Genomic DNA, 16,672 nt, shown 5'->3' with positions numbered 1-16,672 from the left:
GGCGGCGATGGCTCTGGCCAGTGTGGACTTGCCCGAGCCGGAGTTACCGACAACCGAGATACGCATCATGACCGGTCGAGGGTAGCGACGGGTGCGGCCGTGGGGCGACGGTCGTCGCCCAACCAGCAACCGTGGAGGGAGCGACGCAGCGGCATGGGGCTCCAGATGTCCACCCTGGCCGTGTCGACTCCGCGACCCCAACGTCCTGAAATGCCGAGAACAGTGCACGTGATCACGCGTGGTGGCGTTCGCATCAATGGCGTCGAGGCCCTGCGACCGGCCCTTGAGAGGACAGCGCCAGATCGTGGTAACGCGTTGCGTGAGCGCCCGCGTTCGGTGACCATAGCCTCCCCACCGTCGGCGAAGGTTCGAATGAAAGTTGATGACGCAGCGACGTGGTGATTCGCCTGCAAACGCGGCCACGTCGCCCAAACCTACTCATCTAGCCGATGAGCGGATGGTTTCGTATAGACGACAGGCATTGGTGGGCGATAGTGATTTGAGATCACACCCTATCGGTTACAAGATTGTCCTCAAGGGACTTAATTCTCGCGGCTCGGGTATCTTCTGACCAGTCGGTCCAACCGTTTTCATATTTGGTGAATACTGCCAGCAGTGCCGCCGAGTCTCGTTCTAACGTAACTTTGCCTTCCTGCTCTTGGCCCTGCACTGTAAATTTTGCCTGGAATTCCTTAGCAATCCGCTTGCCGAGCGTTTCGTCGACGTCCTTTGTCGCGACGACAATCCCGCCGATCAGCGTGGTCAGCGCGGCGCTGGCTTGAGTCACCAGCTCCTTCAACGGATCGTCATCCCCTCCGGCAGCGGCGAGTTTCACGGTCACCAAAACCGTGGCGCACGCAGCAACCGCCGCAAGGAGGCCGTTGATCCAGGAGTAGGTTTCAAAGATACGCATGGCGAGCAATGGCCTTCGCGTTATCTGGCTGCGAGCAGTCGGCGCGGCACAAAAAGCCAAAGCGGCGGCTACGCCCAAGGTCGTCCACGTAGGCCAATGAACCCCATCGTACCAATACCTCGCCAGTAGAATACCGATCAGCGCGTACAGTGCGGTGGCGAGTGGCACTCTCAAAGGAGCCAGCATCAGTCCACCTCGCGAGTGTGAGGGGGCGTGTGAGTGCAGGAGAGGTACTCCCTGCCACTTGAGACTACGTAAAACGTCTCCCCGAACGGCACTGCTTCGCGGCACTCGCCGATGAAGCCGGACTCGCCCGCTATTACTTCTTCTCGCCGCGCCTCTATAGCTTCGCGCAGACCATCATTCCCACCCATCATGGCACATCCCTCCTCACGAGTTGAGCAACCCGTCGCGCCAAGCATCCCATAGGTCATCGTCGGAAGAGTCGCAAATTCGGCTGTCCCATGTGACTGCATGTCTAGATCATGTCAATCCGTAGCGGGGCACGTTCCGCTTGAGTGATCAACCGGCGTCGTACGCCACCGCACCGCAAGCCGTTCCGTTGTCGCCGCCCGTCGAACCGGCGGGCTGACGGGCTGACGGGCGGGCGGTCATAATTCACGCGACCATCCCCCAACCCGCCACCGGGGCCGACGCGCAAGATTGCGTGTCATAATTCGCGCCCGCGACCAACCCTTCTTCCGCAACAGCATTACCGCTGCTAACGGCAGCCACTTGAGATACGGGAGGTTTCAGGTCATTGCCTTGCGGGTGACCTTCGAATTCGGACACCCTGGTTCGGTTCGCCTTTAGGGCGGATTTCCCTCGTTGACTTTTTGTGGACCGGGTGATAAGACGAAATATCACTGATGGGGCCTACGCGGGAGGAAGGTATGACACCTAAAGTCTTTACTGTCTCCGTGGAGGAGCTACTGAGGCGCCGCGATAGTCTCTTGGCAGAAATAGGCACCTCCGAGATCGACCTACGCCGGAAGCAGGTCGAGAGTGACCTCTCCGGCCCGGAATGGGAGTGTTTAGAGCAACTGGACGAGATCAACTACCTTCTGGGACGGGACCAAGATATCGGCTAGGTACGAGTGCTATGAAAAACGAAAACTTCTCTCTGGAAGAACGATCAATTAACTTTGCCGTCGAGGTGCAGCAAACTCTTGACGGCGTCTTGCCGTCGCAAGCGGTTCTCGTAACTGAGCACCTGCCAGCAAGTGGTCGCTTCCTGGTGCATCCAGACGGCGAAGGTCGACGCCGCTGGATCGATCTTACGATCCGGGGGACAACGCTAGCGTATCTAGACCTCGTGTTCTTTCTTACGCTTGACCATGCAGATCGGTACTTGAAGGCGGTACGGTCTGATATTAAAGTGTGGTCTGCCGACGACAACATTCCGCTTGTTCGCCTGGAGTACCGAAGTGATATGCGTAACGTTCCAGTGGCTCATTGGCACGTGCACGCTCCGAGGGATCGCTTCGACAAAGTGTTTCGAGCTGCGGCCGATGCCGCGCGGGGTTCTACCAAGAATCAACGAGATCTGTCGGCAATGCACCTTCCTGTAGGGGGCGAACGGTTCCGCCCTTGTCTCGAGGATCTCTTGGAGTTCCTAATCCGTGAACTTGGCGTGGACGCCCAAGACGGTTGGGAAGATGTCGTATGTCGGGGCCGAGTCAACTGGCGGCTTCGTCAGCTGCGATCGGCCGTGCGTGACAACCCGGATCAAGCCGCTCAGGTTCTTCGCGAGTCGGATTGGCATGTTTCCCCGCCATCCGTGGGATCTCTGAATGACCACAACACGAACGAAAGATGGTAAAGGACTGGCTGCTAGGACGGCAAAGGTGCCTCCGTGAATCAGCCACGTGCTATTCCCACTTGCGACTTGCCGCACACCATCCTCGGCAGTCCGCTGTCAGTGAGGCGCTGGCCGGTAAGCGCCTGCCGCGTTTGGACTTCCTCAGCGCCTTGGTGCAGACGCTATACATGCTGGGACCCGCGTCGCCGCGCGGTTACCTCTCAGGACCCGCGGCTAGAGCCCCTGGCGGTCGCGGTGGCGGCAGCTGCAGCTGCTACACGCCATGGACCGACGCGCGCAGCCCGTCCCCACCGCTACGGCCGATGGTTTCGGGACCGCAGCCGAATCAACCTTCACGCCTGGCGCCCGGATGCTGCGGTGCTTCGTGGCGATGCCGGGCACCTCCATGGGAGAGTCGGCTGGCTGGACAGACTGTCCCGCGATCCGCCGGCGGCTACTTGAGCCTGCCGCGGAGCTGGTTCGGCGGCGGCTGGGCTGCGACGTCGAACTCGTCATCGAGAAGGAGAAGTCGGCAGCCGGCCCGGTACATCACTCGATGTTCGCCGGGGCGACGGACGCCGACATCTACGTTGCCGACTTGACCGGCGCCAATCCCAACGTCTATCTGGAGCTGGGCGTCCGGTGGGCCGTCAGCGACGGCGTGACGATCCTGATCTGCCAGGACATCGCCGGTGTGCGGTTCAACGCCGCCGCCAACCGCATCATCGAGTACAGCCCGATGCCCTCGAGGACGCCGTACACCACCTGCAGCCAACGCAGCCGCCCGGCGAAGACTCGACCGGATCAGACTGGTCCTCAGTAACGATCGAGTCCTCGGCATCCACGTCGCCAACCCCTCGGGTCGACATCACCACCGCCTGAGCATTCTGTCCAGGGGGCCGGCAGGGCCGTGGGTTCGTCCTGGGACCCGAGCGGCAACTACTGGAGGGCTAGCGACGACGGCGCGGCGCGTCCTGTCGGGTGGGTGCCTCTTTCGCGTACTCCGAGGCGGGATCTGGGCACGATGGGTGGGTGGTAGCCGAGGCAAGTGGACGCGACGGGCTGGTCGGTGAGGAACGGGTCCGTGCCCGCGAGGTCGTTCCGGAGCCGGCCGAACGCGCGGAACGGGCCGTGCCGCAAGCGCTGGACCCGCTGCACGGCGCGGGCAACTCCGCGGTCTCGCGGCTCCTGGCGGGCTCGCGTCCGGAGGCGGAGCCCGGCGACCTCGGCCCGGTCATCGCCCGCCTCGGGATGGCCGGCAACGGCGCGGTCAGACGGCTGGTCGACAGCTCCGCTCGCTCGGCTGACGCGACCCCGGACAGGTTCGAGCGCTCGGTCGCGGCCGCCGGTGCAGGCCGGTCGTTGCCGGACGGGTTCCGGGCCGAGGCCGAGGCCCGGTTCGGCGCCGACTTCTCGGCGGTGCGCGTGCATGACGACGCGGCGGCCGCCGACGCGACCGCGCGGGCGGCGGCGGCGGCGTTCACGATCGGTAGCGACACCTATTTCGCCCCGGGACGGTACGACCCGGGCAGTGCCGGCGGCAGACGGTTGCTGGCGCATGAGCTGACACACGTGGTGCAGCAAAGTTTCGGCCCGGCCCGGCCGAGCGGTGCCGGTTCGACCTGGTTCAGCGATCCGGCGGACCCCGCCGAGCGAGCCGCCGAGGCGGCCGCAGAGCAATTCGCGAACGGCGGGCCGGTGCAGATGCCGGGCGGATCCGGCGGGACGGTCGCCCGCGCGCTAGCCGACGACGTACGCCTCATGTCGATTACCCCGCAGTACACCGCGAACCTGCCCGACGGTGATCTCGCCGAGCAACTGCGGACTCTCGACGGGCACCTCGCGACGCTTGTCCCCGGCACGCCGGAGTACACCGCCGCGCGCGAGAACCAGGACATCCTCCAGAAGGAGCAGGTGAACCGGCTGGTGGGCGGCACCGGTGCGCCGGGCTCCGGGGACGGCGTTGCCGCCCGGCACGCCCGTTTCCAGCAGGCCGTCCTGCTGTCCGCGCAGCACCGGCTCACCCAGAACCAGGCGAGCCTCGACGAGTGGCGGGTGCTCATCGAGACCCAGTTCTCGGCCGCCGGCCTGCAGACCCAGGTCCTCGCCCAGTCCGCCGCCGACCTGCGGGGCACCGCGGAGCGTACAGGCGGGATGCCGGCCTTCAACGCCTGGAGCAACGACCCGAACCCGTTCCGCCGCAATGTCGAGGAGCACCAGGCCCGCGGCGAGTGGCGGGCCTGCACCGGCTGCCACGAGATCGTCCGCGCCGACGAACTGTCCCGCCACCATGCGCATGTCGGGCCGGCCTGGACCTCGCCGGCCGACCGGCTGTCCGGGCTCGCCGGACAGCCACCCGGGCCGACCGACCCCTGGGCGGCAGTCGATGGCAGCGCTAGCGCCCGGGTGCAGGCTGCGATCAACGCCATCCGGCCGGTCGTCGCCCCGCTCGGCGACCAGGGCTACCGAATCATCCCGGACGACGTGTTCAGCCTGGGCAGCGCCATGACCCCGGACCATCTCCGCGCCACCATCCTCGCCCGGATCGCCCAGCGACGAGCCGACTACGGCGAGCTCAGCGCCATGATCGCCGCCGGGCGGATCAACTACCTGCAACTCGGCCCGGTCCTGCACGACCTGCTGCCGAGCGCCGACGCCGAGGTGCGGGAAGCGGTCGCGGACGACGAGCGGTCCGAGCACATCTGGGCCATCGTGAAGATCGGGGCCACCCTCATCCTCACCCTGCTCGCCCTCATCTTTCCCCCGTTCGGGCTGGCGCTCGCCGCGGTTCAGCTCGCCTCCGGTGCTGAGGCCATCGAGCAGGGGTACGCCTTCCACCTCGGCACCGGCGCCAACGACGTGTTCACCCGCGCCCAGCAGGACTCGGCCGGCGGCCTGATGGCGGGCGGCTTCATCGACGTCACCATGGCGCTCGTGGCGATCGCGGGCGCGCTCTCAGCCACCACCGGCCGGAGCGGCCCGCCCGCGGTCACCAACAAACCCACGGTCGAGCCGGACGTCATCTACTCCGCACCGCAGGTGGACCCGCAGACCGGCGTGGTGAGTCAGATGGCGTACCACCGGCCCACCGGACAGTACCTCCGGGCTACCTACAACCCGGCCACCGGCACCGGCGAGATCACCAACCTGTCGACCGGCCAGCAGGTCGCCGCCGTCGCCAACGGCCAGGTCTCCCCGCCGGCCCGTGGCCTGCTCGGCCCCGGGGAGGCGACCGCCGGCACCGGCGGCAGCCCGGCCGGACCGGTCACGCCGACGGCGCCCCGGCAGCAAGGGCAGCTGCCTGCGCCGAAACCAGCCGCTCCCACACCCGAGCCGACCGCCGCTGGCCCGGCCAAGCCGACTCGGCCGTCTCAGCAGGGCCGGCCACCCAAGCGGGAGCTCACCGACGACGAGAAGTGGGAACAGGCCGAGCGTGCCCTTGCCAAGCAGGAGGCGGCCCGGCGCGGCCCCGGGATCGCCGAGCGTTACAAGACCCCGGAGGCGGCGGTCGGTCAGGTCGACGGCAAGGTGGAGGTCACCGGTCAGGTCCGCACAGACAATCCGGAGCTGCGCGCCCAGGGTTTCACCGAGACCTGGTATGTGACCGACCGCAACCGAACCCGCTGGACCGTCCACCACAATCCCCGTACGGGCGACTTCACCGGCGCACACCGATCGAGCATCCAGTGAATGGGCGCGACTTGCTAGACCAGGACGAACGGCCCAGGCATGTGCTCCCCGAGAGTGATTTCGCCCCGGAGACGCTCGACTGCCCGCTGCGCGCGACGACGGAGTGCCTGCGCGAGACGAGCGACAAGGTGCAGTGCCGAGGCAGCAGGCGCAGGCGGAGACAAAGCGGATGGGCGAAGATGAGGGACTCGCCGACCCCACACGGGGACCTGGAAACCGGGAAGAAAACGCCATGAGCTTAACGGCCGAAATAGCGACTGAACTTAACATAGTCATTGGTCTACTTGTTGATGGGGAGTACGAGACGCTTGAGTCAATGACCAAGGAAAGGCCGCCATCGAGGCCGGGTTAGCTTTGTAGGCGCCTTGATCCACACCCGATGCTGGCGACGTTTGAGGACATCGGGGGATCAGCACGGCTGCCACCTGGCTGGACAACTACCCGCGCCTGAAGACCATCATCGCCTCGCTTGGCAGCATGCGGGCTGACGGCATCTTTGGAGAGAACCGCTTCCTCAACGTTTGGTGGACCTCACCGGTCACGAGCGTGGTGTCGTCGAGAGCCGTTGATCGTACCTTTCAGGTCGTGGGTTCGGCCGCTGTTAGGGCAGGGTCCGGGTCGTCGAAGAATATGGACGGGTGAGCCGATTCGTCGCGCCGTCGAGAGTCGGGATCGAGTAGCCGTTTGGCGGCGGCGAGGGCATCCCGCCGGAAGTTGGAAGACTTCGAGTAGGCCCATCTCGGTTCCGCGCGATTCCAGCGGTTCCAGCGCTCGTCCCACGGCACGTCCGCGTACTCGACGAGCGCGAACGCGGCAAGCCGAGCGTGCTTCACCGACAGCGTCCGCAGGTGGTCGATGCCTCGCTCACGCCGAGCGGCGTGGTAGGCGTTGAGCACATCTTCGCTGGACGCCGTTGGTTCGATGGTCAGCGTGATCTTGCCGCCGCCGACTACGGATGTCTTGATGCGCACCGAGGAAATCAGCGGCGTGACACCGGTCAGGACGAACACCGTCGCCTGCGCCGGTTGCCAGCCACACACCTCGGCGAGGCTCTCCGCGCATAGCCGCAGCTGATTGAGTTGCCCGTCAGCCCGGATCGCGAACCGATTGACCCACCGTCCACCGGGAACTGCATAGGCAAGATCCCGTGACGCGAGGTGGAGACCGCGGGCCTCGGCGATCGGCGGATCGAACACCATGTGGCCGCGGCCGCGGTAGTCCAGCCAATCAGTTTCGACGGTAACCGTGATGTCGTTGGTAATCGGCCCTTCGATGGCCTTCTGATCTTCCAACCAGGTCTGAACATCGGACCACGCGAGCAAGCCACCGGGCAGGTTCCGCGCGCGGAACACCTCTACGGCCTCGTGGCGCGAGGCTTCAGCAGCGACGAGCAGCGATCGTGCCCACGCTTGTTCCAAACCCTTCGGCGGTCGACGCGGGTCTGCCACATCACCGAACGCACCGTCTTGACGCGCCGCAGGACGGCGCGCCGCGCGACCTGCTTTGAGGACCGCCCGCGCGGTGTCAACCAACCGGTCAAGGTCGTCCGCAAACTCCGTAACGTAATGCTGCTGGTCGAGATATGCCCAGAGGTCATCGATGTCACGGCGACGTAGCCGGCGTCGGAGCCGCTCACGAAGATCATCTTTTTGCATCAGTTAAGAGCATCGCAGAGTGAAGCACCATTCTCGTAGTCATGACTCGCGAACGTCTCGGACGGGCATCTCGTCTAGCTACCAAGATCCGCGCGTGCCGGCGTATCGCGTCGGAACTGGCTGGGCTTCTGCTCGCGATCGGAGGGATCATCACCGCGGCAGCACTCGTCGTCTCCAAGCTGTCGAGCTGGTAACCCCTCCGGCTCACCGGGCGAATCAGTTGCGCCGCCTCGACGATGCGTGCACCGCGGAAAGCCCCGGTAGGCACTGGAGTCGCCGGACCTCCCGGCAGCGGATCATTGCGTCGCTGTCTGGGCGGGTCCGGCCGTCGACCGACGGCGTGCCCGCATCGACTGACTTTGGGGCGGCGGCGCCTCAATTTCCCTCGCCGGCTTCGTCACTAGCAGCCCGGCCCGACGTGCGTTGAGCCCCATTCCGGTATCCATCGTCACAAGCTGGACTGCCTTACCCGCGAGGGTCTGCACCGCCACGGCCCGATCGATGACCTCTGCATCCGCGTCCGATAGCGGCCGATGCGCCGGATCGTCGTAAAACACCCGCAGGTGAACCGCACCGCGCGGCATCTCCCCACGCGCGGTCATCGCCTCCCAGTCGTTGTCCCTGAGTCGGATCGGCACCGTGCCGTACGGATTGGCTAAAAGCTTGTCGATGACGGCAAGTGTCACCGACGCTCGGTGGCGAGCCTTCTGGTTTCCCGACTCCTTGAGCCTGTCGAACTCCCGGATAACCACCTCGGGAAGCACGAGAAGGACATCCTCGAAGCCGATCCCGAGCTCTTCAGCCCACGGGATGCTCGCGATGACCACCGTTGGGTCGTCGTCCTGGACCCATGCGGGATGGGACATGAACACGCTGCTGTCCACGACCGCCAGTACCTTGCCCGCTGCGGCATTCCACCTTCCGATCTGGTCCCGAAGCGTCTCGAAAGCCGCAGTGAGCAAGGCCTGGCGTTCGGAAATCTCCGCCTCGAGCAGTTGAAGGCCTTGCGGTGTACCCATCAGCGGCGGATCGAGCAGCCGGTAGAAGGCCGGCGTGAACAGGAGCCGCTCCAAGTCGAGACGGGCGATCTGGCCGCGCAGCATCCGGCCGACGTTCAGCGCCCACCGTACGTAGCCAGACTGGTTGCCGTGATTATTGATGATCTCGCTGGCGGCGGATCGGAGCAGTTCGAGGACGCGATCCCGGTCGACGCCAGGGGTCAGGGTGACTAGCATGGCGAAATCCTGACAGGGCCGGCCAGACACCGACATCCGTTGCAGCATGGCGCGCCGTACAAGAGTGTCATGGACCCAGAGGACAGGGAGGCCCACGATCTGGCGTTCGCCTACGAAGACACTCCGCTGTGGCAGGCGCTGCGCGTTCACTTCGACCCGATACGGCTCGACAGCCCTCTCGCTGAAGCGTTGCGTAGCAACCTAGAACGCACTCGTTCCGAGAACACGCCCGACTTCGCGGAGGCCGAGGAGTTCCATGCCAAGCTAGTCGCCGACTGGGAGCTAGCAACGGCAGGCGACCTGAATGCCTTCTGGCGCCTGCTGTGGAACCTCCAGTTCGACCCGCGGACCGGGCGCGGACATGCGCCGAGCGGTGCCGACGACCCCCGGACGTTCCCGGCGGCATCGTTACTGGAGCCGTCGCTCAGCGAGCTTCTGCCGAAAGTTGCCCGGAATTTCCTCACCAAGAGCGAAGACTGCCGCACTGAGTGGCGGGGGACAACGCGATACGACAAACGCGCCTGGGCCGGATACCTTGCACTCGCTCTGCTCGAACGCCTCGGCCTCACCGCCGGAATTTCCGACCGAGTGTGGCGGTCCTGGGTTGGCGCGATCCTGTGGTTCACGCCCAGTTCCGAGGCCGACGGCGGCTATGCCCGCCGGTACCACCTGCTCGCCGAGGCAAGCGAGCACGCCTTCCGCGATCTCGAGGATGCCATCCCTACATATGTGATCGGTGAGCTTGCACGAGGCTCAGCACCGAACCAGCTCGACCTGAGCGACCGCGACTTTGTCTCACGGCACCACACAGCTCTATACCGCATCGTGACAGCCATCAGTGATGCGACAGGACACGGCGCCAGCACCGTGCCCGGCCTAGCTGAAGTCCTCGAGTCGGATCACGAGCGCCTAGCACTACCAACGCTGCGATTGGACGAGGGCTCCGACCAACGGCGCGAGGCCGTTCACACCCTACGCAGCGCTCTCCATGCACTCATGTCCATCCGGCACGCAGCCACGATCGCGACAGCCATGGCCGCAATCGAGAATCAACCCGAAGCTGGACCGGCGGACTATTCACTCGTCTGCGCCGAGTCGCTACTCCGTTCCGGAGCCGTCGACCTATCCACCCTCCTCGACGTCCTACGGACCCGCCTGCTCGGCGTGCAACTCGCCCACCAAGTCGGCGCCAGGGCTGAGGACATCAACAGTCAGCTTGACGAGGAGCAACTGGCACTACTACTGCGCTGGCTGACCACCTTGCCACGCACGGCGGGTGAACAGCAGCGCTCAGATGGCTTCCAAGAGGTCGATAGTGCCCAGGAATGGGAGCGTCAGGCACTGCGCGACCTCACCAACCGGCGAACCCCAGCCGCACTCGAGCAGCTTAACGCACTGCAACGGCGGTTCCCCGAACGCCTGGACTTCGCGGCAGCGGTCGTCACAGTACGCACCGCAGTGCACGCGTCGCTGTGGATGGCACCCGCCCCCGAGGACGTCGCCATCTTGTTGGCCAACCCTGACCGGCGGCTGGTGCGCACAAACCACGAACTCGCCGACCTCTTGGATGACACCCTCGAGCACATCGCGCGCGACCTATCAACACACGGCGAGTTGCTCTGGGACCGCCAACGCCAGCCGGATTCTGCATCACCGCCCCGCGAACGGCGCCGCAGGCGGAGCGAGGAGCCATGGCGGCCCAAGCCTGAAGCCGCACTGTGCGCCTATGTGGCCCACGAACTGAAGATACGCCTAAGCAACCGAGGCGTCGCCATCAATCGCGAAGTGCTCGTCAGGCCGACAGATCCCTATGGCGCTGGTCACCGAACGGACATCCTCATAGAGGCGTTCGCCAACCGCGGGCCGCACCTGAGCAGCACTGACGACTCCATGACTCGGCTGGCCGTCGTGATAGAGGCCAAGGGCCAATGGAATCCAGGACTTGAGAAAGACCTGACTGCGCAACTTGCTCAGCGCTATCTCGATGACGCACAAACCGACACAGGCATCTACCTAGTCGGGTGGTTCCCGACAGACGAATGGACCGACCACGATGATCGACGACTAGCCGCTGCCAGGAAGCGCGATCGCGCCAACACCCACGCCGATCTGCTTAAAAAAGCGGCCCAGCTTGAAGGAAAACGCGTGACAGTCCGAATCCTAGAAGTACAGCGGCCTCGGCAGGGCACCTGATATTTGGTCCGGCCAGGGCTCTGCACGGTGGCGCGAGCCGCTAGATCAGGTGCACTGTCATGCCGCCGATCGCGGGCGGCTCGGCGACATGTCGATGACGTCCGAACGAGTGATCTTGGCATCCGGATCTGCCGCGATCCGCTCGTTACGAGGGGTGACGAAGCTGGGCCGATCGTCAGTGTCGGGAGCGGGTCGCGGTCCGGCGTGGCAGCTCGTTGTTGTAGCGCGGGTGTTGGTCTTGCGTCGCCAGGCCCCCTAATGCCTGGGCTGCGATGCCGTGGCTGTCGCGCTACGGGCCGTGCCCGTCGCGACTGTGTCGCGTTGGCTGGCTGCCGCTACTACGGGGTCTTCTGGGTGCGGGCGGTCCATATCCGGCTGCCGCCGCTGCCCGAGTGTTGTGATACCTCGGTGTCGTGGACGCATCAGCTGCGCAGCGCGCTTCGCACCCTGCTGTGTTGTCTGGCCTTGGGCGGGGACCCGGATCGTGTGTCCGGTGGGACTCCTTTACTCGGCCGATTTATGCTTGCAGCGACCTGGGCAAACGTGCGTGAGCATGCCGCTGACCCACTGGACTACTGGGGGTCAAGGGGTCGTCGGTTCAAATCCGGCCGTCCCGACGCAGATCAGAGGGCATATCCCATTGATGGATATGCCCTCTCGTTGTCTCTGGGTGACTATCTGGGTGACTAAGCATCCGAGTCAGCCCCGAAGATCTCATCCATGGCGACGGCGCCGGTCAGCAGCACCGGTCGGAGCTGGTGGCGGTAGACGCCGACCACCGTTACCAACTGCCGGCTACCTAGCACAGCGAAGGCGCTGGCAACGCTGTACGGAGTCCACGTGGGACCGGCCGCCGTATCAGCGGCGGTGTCTGCGGTGGGCGACCCATCCCCGGCCGGCGAGGACGGCGACCGCCACCAAAGCACCGGCCAACGCGCAGAGGAAACCGGTGCCGATGGCGGAGTCCCAGCTTTCGTAGCCGTCGCTGCCCAGCCAACCCCAGATCACGCCGGCAACTGCGCCGGTGACCAAGCCAAAACCGATCCAGGCGACCTGTTTTGCGACGCTCATGGTGCGGCCAACCCTACCGCTCAGTGCCGCCGGCGCGCCCGCCGGCGGAAGGACCGCGCTCGGCGAGTGGTCGGCAGGATCAGGAATGCGAACGCCACCAGCAAGAGCGCCGCCAAGATTTGGATGCCACTGGGATACCGCCAGCCGGACGCTTTGACCGTCAGCAGCACCGTACTCGTCGGCTCGTTGTATCCACCGCTGGCGGCCAGCAACAACTCGTACTGGCCCGGCTCCTTCGCCGAGGCGACGAAATGGCCTTTGACACCGTGGCCGGTCGCGTTGTAGCGGTGCTCGCTCGACACCAACTCGAGGCGGCCGTCCGTCTTCTGCGCGCGCACGGTCAGTGGACGATCCTCGCGTTCGCGCCGGCTCCGCACGGAGTACGGCACCTTGAATCGCTCGCCGGGAGCGGCAGTAACCGTGGCAGGCGAATGTATGGACAGCTGCTCCGGGGGTATCGTCGTGCGCCCCAGCGCGCTGTCCTGGTGGATGGTGACCTGCTTGACGAGGCGACCTCGATCCTCCAGCGCGAACTTCACCGTGTTGGGCCCGGAGCGCGCCGAGTCGTCCACCACGTAGTTGGTGTACTGCACGACTGCGTGACTGGCCTCCGTCACCGTCACCTTCGGGCCGGTCAGCACCCCGTCGTAAAAGATCCGTACGCCGTCTTTCTGAGCGCGCAGCGTGATCAGCGCTACGGCTTTGCCATTTGCGTACGCGACGAGACGGCCGTTGCCGCGGTCGACGCCGCCCGCCTCGAAGTCGATGCGGGCGCCGACCCGCGTCACGTACCACAGTTTCTGGTGTTGTCCCGACTCAGGAATGCGGACGGTCGTGGAAGCCGTCGGTGCGGCCCGGGTGAGTGGCTTGCTTGTGGCCGCCTGCTCGACGGCCCACCACTGGCTGTTTTCCTCACCCGGCGACCCGGACCCCGCCGGAGCGGGACCCGGGACGAGCACCGCGACGAGCGTGAACAACGCCGCGAGTGCGTGGGCTGAGATCCTTGTTGGCATCATCGGTCCGCTGCCGCCTACATGTTGATGTACGTGGCGCGGCCGCTGTTCTCCCACGTGTGGCTTCCCTCGACGCGGTACGGTTCCTCGTTCAGGAAGTTGGACCAGTCGACCGCGGTCGGATATCCGGCGTTGCTCGCGACCTGGGCGATGTGCCGCTCTGTCTCCTCGCTGCCGTAGTGCCGCTTGCCGATCGGCGGGCACTCGTTGGCGTCGATATGTGTCGTGCCCACCACGAAGAAGCCGAACCCGTTCGCCCACATGTAGTCACGCTCCGGCGGCGCGTAGATGCGGTAGTGCCTGGCCGAGAGGCCGACCGCTGGGCAGGCGATCTCCTTCTTACCGCCGTCGCCGTCCCACACCTCGCTGGTGTCGTAGCTCTGCACCGGCATGTGCATGATCTCGAAGCTGCTGTCCTCGTAGCCGAGGTCGCCCAGGGTGGACTTCACGAAGTCGATGTCGGCGGTGCCCCAAAACAGCAGGCTCGTCGCCCAGTCGACCGCTCCACAGTCCGCGGTTTCTTCGAGGAAATCGTAGTTGAACCAGTAAGAACTGTTGTCTGGCGTGCGGAATCGCTGGCACTGCCCGTTGCGAGCGGTCGCCGCGGCGGCCGGGCTGGCCGGCACACTGACCGCAGCGGAAACCCCCAGAAGCAGCAGCGTCATGAGAATGGCGAGCCGGCCCCGTTGGCTCTGCGCGATGACGGGTGTGTTCATCATTCCCCTCACTTTCCACCGGAGTTTTCGCGCCAACCGCTGCCTTCATTGCTGACCACAACACTGTTACCGGGAATCAGTGAGACGACGCCCGCCGCATCGGCGATGTGCACGGTGATCGATGACACTCCTCGATATGCCGCCTTGAACGTCCCCTCCTTGTAGGTGTCAGCTGCTTCGTCCCAGCGCGCTACCGGCCACTCCCGCATCGGCGTATCCACCGGCCGCTCGAGCCGCAGCTCCCGGACGATGCCAATGCGCTGGTCGGTCTTCTGCCTGGTCCACGGCCCTTCCTTGACGACCTTGTACGCGACACCCTGCAACATCGCGCTCAGCGCGGCGTCGCCAGCCATGTACCGATCCGCCGCGACGGCCAGTTGGGCGTCGAGATTGGAAGTGTCGACGCTTGTGGTCACCTTGTGATTGCGGTAATCCGACGCAGAAGCCGGCGGCAGCCGCACAACGTTCTCATCCTTGAGCGATACCTGTTTCGTCGCCTCGTCCTGCTCGCCGAGTCCAATACTCGACGGCGCTAATGCGACGGCTGCGGCAGCTAAGGCCGCAACCGCAATGGACACACGGACAATCGACACGTCGCCTCCCCCGTTAGATCGGACAAAGATACAATGATCGATTTGAATACCGTCCGACATGACTGTAAGGAGGTAATAGAGGGCGGTCAAGGTGCGTCGAGGGCACGGAATGTGTTTGTCCGCTGCGTTCATAAGCGCCGGTTCTGCGCCGATTTAGCCGCGATTCGCCCGTCGGCCGCGCGTGGCGCAATCCAGGACCGGTACTGCCAGGGTTTGAGGGCGTCGCGGCGTAGCCAGCGGCGCACGGTGGAGCCGCTGATCGACTCGACCACACCGGCGGTGACCGCCTAGTCAGCCAACTCGACGCTGGACCACCGCGACAGCGGAACCCCGCTGGTCGCCGGCAGTTCACAGGCCAACGCCTTGACCTGTGTCTGCCCGGCGGGCAAGGGGCCTAGCCGAAGAACTGCCGATCGAGGCTGCGGTCGTTCGGTCCGATACTCAGGCTGGCAGCGCAACAACTCCGGGTAGGTCGCCGAATCGGGCCGCTGCGTCTCGGCTAACGATGACGCGGTCGGTTTCCGTGGCGTGTGCCGCGATGATCAGGTCGTGGGCGCCGCGCGGCCTCCCCGAGCGCCGGACGTGGGCGATGAGTCGGGCGTGGTGTGCCGCTGTGGTTTCGGTGTAGTCGAGGACGTCGATTGCAGAAGTGATCGCGACAAGCGCTCGCGCACGGTTGGCCGCGCGTTCTGCCGTGTCGGCGAGTTCGATGCCGACTCGGTACTCCGCAATTGTGATCGCCGCCACGGCCAGCTCGTCGCTGTCGAGTGCTCCTCTATCGATGGTGCCGCGTTCATAGGCGATGAGGATGTTGGTATCGAGGATCAGGTGCCGGCCCACGGATCCGTCCTGTCGGAGGTCAGCAGCGCCGTGGCTTCGGCGATGTCCGTTTCAAACCGCTCGTCCGGCGGCGTGGTCTCGGCGAGCGCCTCACGAAGATCCTTTCCCGTCCGGCGGCGGGCAGGCCGGATCTCGGCGATGGGCCGGTTTCCGCGTGTGACCGTGACGGTCTCCCCCCGCTCGATCGCGTCAAGGAGATCAGAGAAGCGGCGGGATGCTTCAGTAGCTGTCATGGTCCGCATTCCACCACTATATCTGATTATCAGATTATCGGCCACGGTGCTGCGGTAGATCGTGGGCCGCTTATCGCCCGCCGCCGCGGCGCCGTAGTCCGCCGAAAGGGAGTGGCACCGGGTCACCAGTGACGGTCGCGGCCTGGTTCGCATGGTGATGCCTCCGGCCCACCGGGCCGGTGCTGACACTGGGCAAACAGTGGGTGGCCGTGCCGAGCGGCTTGGCCAGCGAGCGGGGCCACCCGTACATAGAGGATCGGTCTGCTGGCCGTCATCTTGGTCGACGAGACCGGCGCCGCGAGTCGGCTTCTCCTGGATCTCGGCCTCGACCCGGAGCAGATGAGGTTCGTTGCGACTCGTCGACGCGAGGCCGAGGGGGGACTGCACGCCGAGGCTGTTGAAGACCCCTGAACAGGCCGATAGCGCATCGTGAGGGGCCTGGCCAGAAAGGTAGTGCGATGCGATCGGTTGTGCGAGCCAGCCGCGAGCCCTGAGGGGCGTAAGGTTCTCTGCATCCAACGTGATCGCATGCAGATGGGCCGTCGAGGGCAGCTTGGTGTCGGGGAACGGGCCGCCGACTTCGTCCTCAGCGGCCCGGCGGGCGTGCCTGCCCGGTTCTACGCCCACGCGGGTGGCCGCCCGCCCAGTCGCCGGCCTCCAGGCCGTCGAGTCCGGCTTTCACAATGGCAGCTGGATCGCTCTTCGGGACGTCGAAAGCG

Annotated in this window: 12 protein-coding genes; 3 read left to right on the top strand and 9 right to left on the bottom strand. The window is 65.3% G+C overall.

Annotation, left to right across the window (positions count from 1 at the left end):
• Positions 1-505: 505 nt before the first annotated feature.
• Positions 506-1,099: a hypothetical protein gene (locus tag AC5L36_RS44935; RefSeq protein ID WP_441225199.1), complete on the bottom strand. Its 594-nt coding sequence runs from the start codon at positions 1,097-1,099 to the stop codon at positions 506-508.
• 1,898 nt (positions 1,100-2,997) lie between these two features.
• Between AC5L36_RS44935 and AC5L36_RS44930 the strand changes: the two genes are divergently transcribed.
• Positions 2,998-3,537, top strand: coding sequence for a hypothetical protein (locus AC5L36_RS44930; RefSeq protein ID WP_441225197.1), 540 nt, complete (start codon positions 2,998-3,000; stop codon positions 3,535-3,537).
• 209 nt (positions 3,538-3,746) lie between these two features.
• Positions 3,747-6,404, top strand: coding sequence for an eCIS core domain-containing protein (locus AC5L36_RS44925; RefSeq protein ID WP_441225195.1), 2,658 nt, complete (start codon positions 3,747-3,749; stop codon positions 6,402-6,404).
• A gap of 578 nt (positions 6,405-6,982) precedes the next feature.
• Here AC5L36_RS44925 and AC5L36_RS44920 read toward each other — a convergent pair.
• Together AC5L36_RS44920 and AC5L36_RS44915 are read right to left on the bottom strand one after the other, a co-directional pair.
• A complete protein-coding gene (locus AC5L36_RS44920; RefSeq protein ID WP_441225194.1) occupies positions 6,983-8,059 on the bottom strand; it encodes a hypothetical protein in 1,077 nt (358 codons plus the stop codon).
• A gap of 296 nt (positions 8,060-8,355) precedes the next feature.
• Positions 8,356-9,342, bottom strand: coding sequence for a PIN domain-containing protein (locus tag AC5L36_RS44915; protein ID WP_441225193.1), 987 nt, complete (start codon positions 9,340-9,342; stop codon positions 8,356-8,358).
• Positions 9,343-9,363: 21 nt separating this feature from the next.
• Here AC5L36_RS44915 and AC5L36_RS44910 point away from each other — a divergent pair, with 21 nt between their 5' ends.
• A complete protein-coding gene (locus AC5L36_RS44910; protein WP_441225191.1) occupies positions 9,364-11,487 on the top strand; it encodes a hypothetical protein in 2,124 nt (707 codons plus the stop codon).
• Between the two features lie 858 nt (positions 11,488-12,345).
• Here AC5L36_RS44910 and AC5L36_RS44905 read toward each other — a convergent pair.
• The 6 genes from AC5L36_RS44905 to AC5L36_RS44880 all read right to left on the bottom strand — a co-directional run bounded on the left by AC5L36_RS44905 (position 12,346) and on the right by AC5L36_RS44880 (position 15,962).
• A complete protein-coding gene (locus AC5L36_RS44905; RefSeq protein WP_441225190.1) occupies positions 12,346-12,558 on the bottom strand; it encodes a hypothetical protein in 213 nt (70 codons plus the stop codon).
• Between the two features lie 20 nt (positions 12,559-12,578).
• Entirely contained in the window at positions 12,579-13,571 is a 993-nt protein-coding gene (locus tag AC5L36_RS44900) for a hypothetical protein (RefSeq protein ID WP_441225188.1), read from the bottom strand.
• A gap of 17 nt (positions 13,572-13,588) precedes the next feature.
• The gene (locus AC5L36_RS44895; RefSeq protein WP_441225186.1) at positions 13,589-14,287 is read right to left on the bottom strand and encodes a hypothetical protein; all 699 of its coding nucleotides are present in this window, start codon (positions 14,285-14,287) and stop codon (positions 13,589-13,591) included.
• 8 nt (positions 14,288-14,295) lie between these two features.
• Positions 14,296-14,880, bottom strand: coding sequence for a hypothetical protein (locus tag AC5L36_RS44890; RefSeq protein WP_441225184.1), 585 nt, complete (start codon positions 14,878-14,880; stop codon positions 14,296-14,298).
• 441 nt (positions 14,881-15,321) lie between these two features.
• Positions 15,322-15,720, bottom strand: a complete 399-nt coding sequence (locus AC5L36_RS44885) for a type II toxin-antitoxin system VapC family toxin (protein WP_441225183.1) — start codon at positions 15,718-15,720, stop codon at positions 15,322-15,324.
• Positions 15,705-15,962, bottom strand: a complete 258-nt coding sequence (locus AC5L36_RS44880) for a type II toxin-antitoxin system Phd/YefM family antitoxin (protein WP_441225181.1) — start codon at positions 15,960-15,962, stop codon at positions 15,705-15,707. The genes AC5L36_RS44885 and AC5L36_RS44880 overlap by 16 nt, the downstream gene beginning before the upstream one ends.
• Positions 15,963-16,672 lie beyond the last annotated feature (710 nt).

The sequence above is a fragment of the Phytohabitans sp. LZ39 genome, from assembly GCF_059359075.1.
The sequence above is the reverse complement of the archived record's forward strand: the minus strand, read 5'-3'. Positions and strand labels throughout refer to the sequence as shown.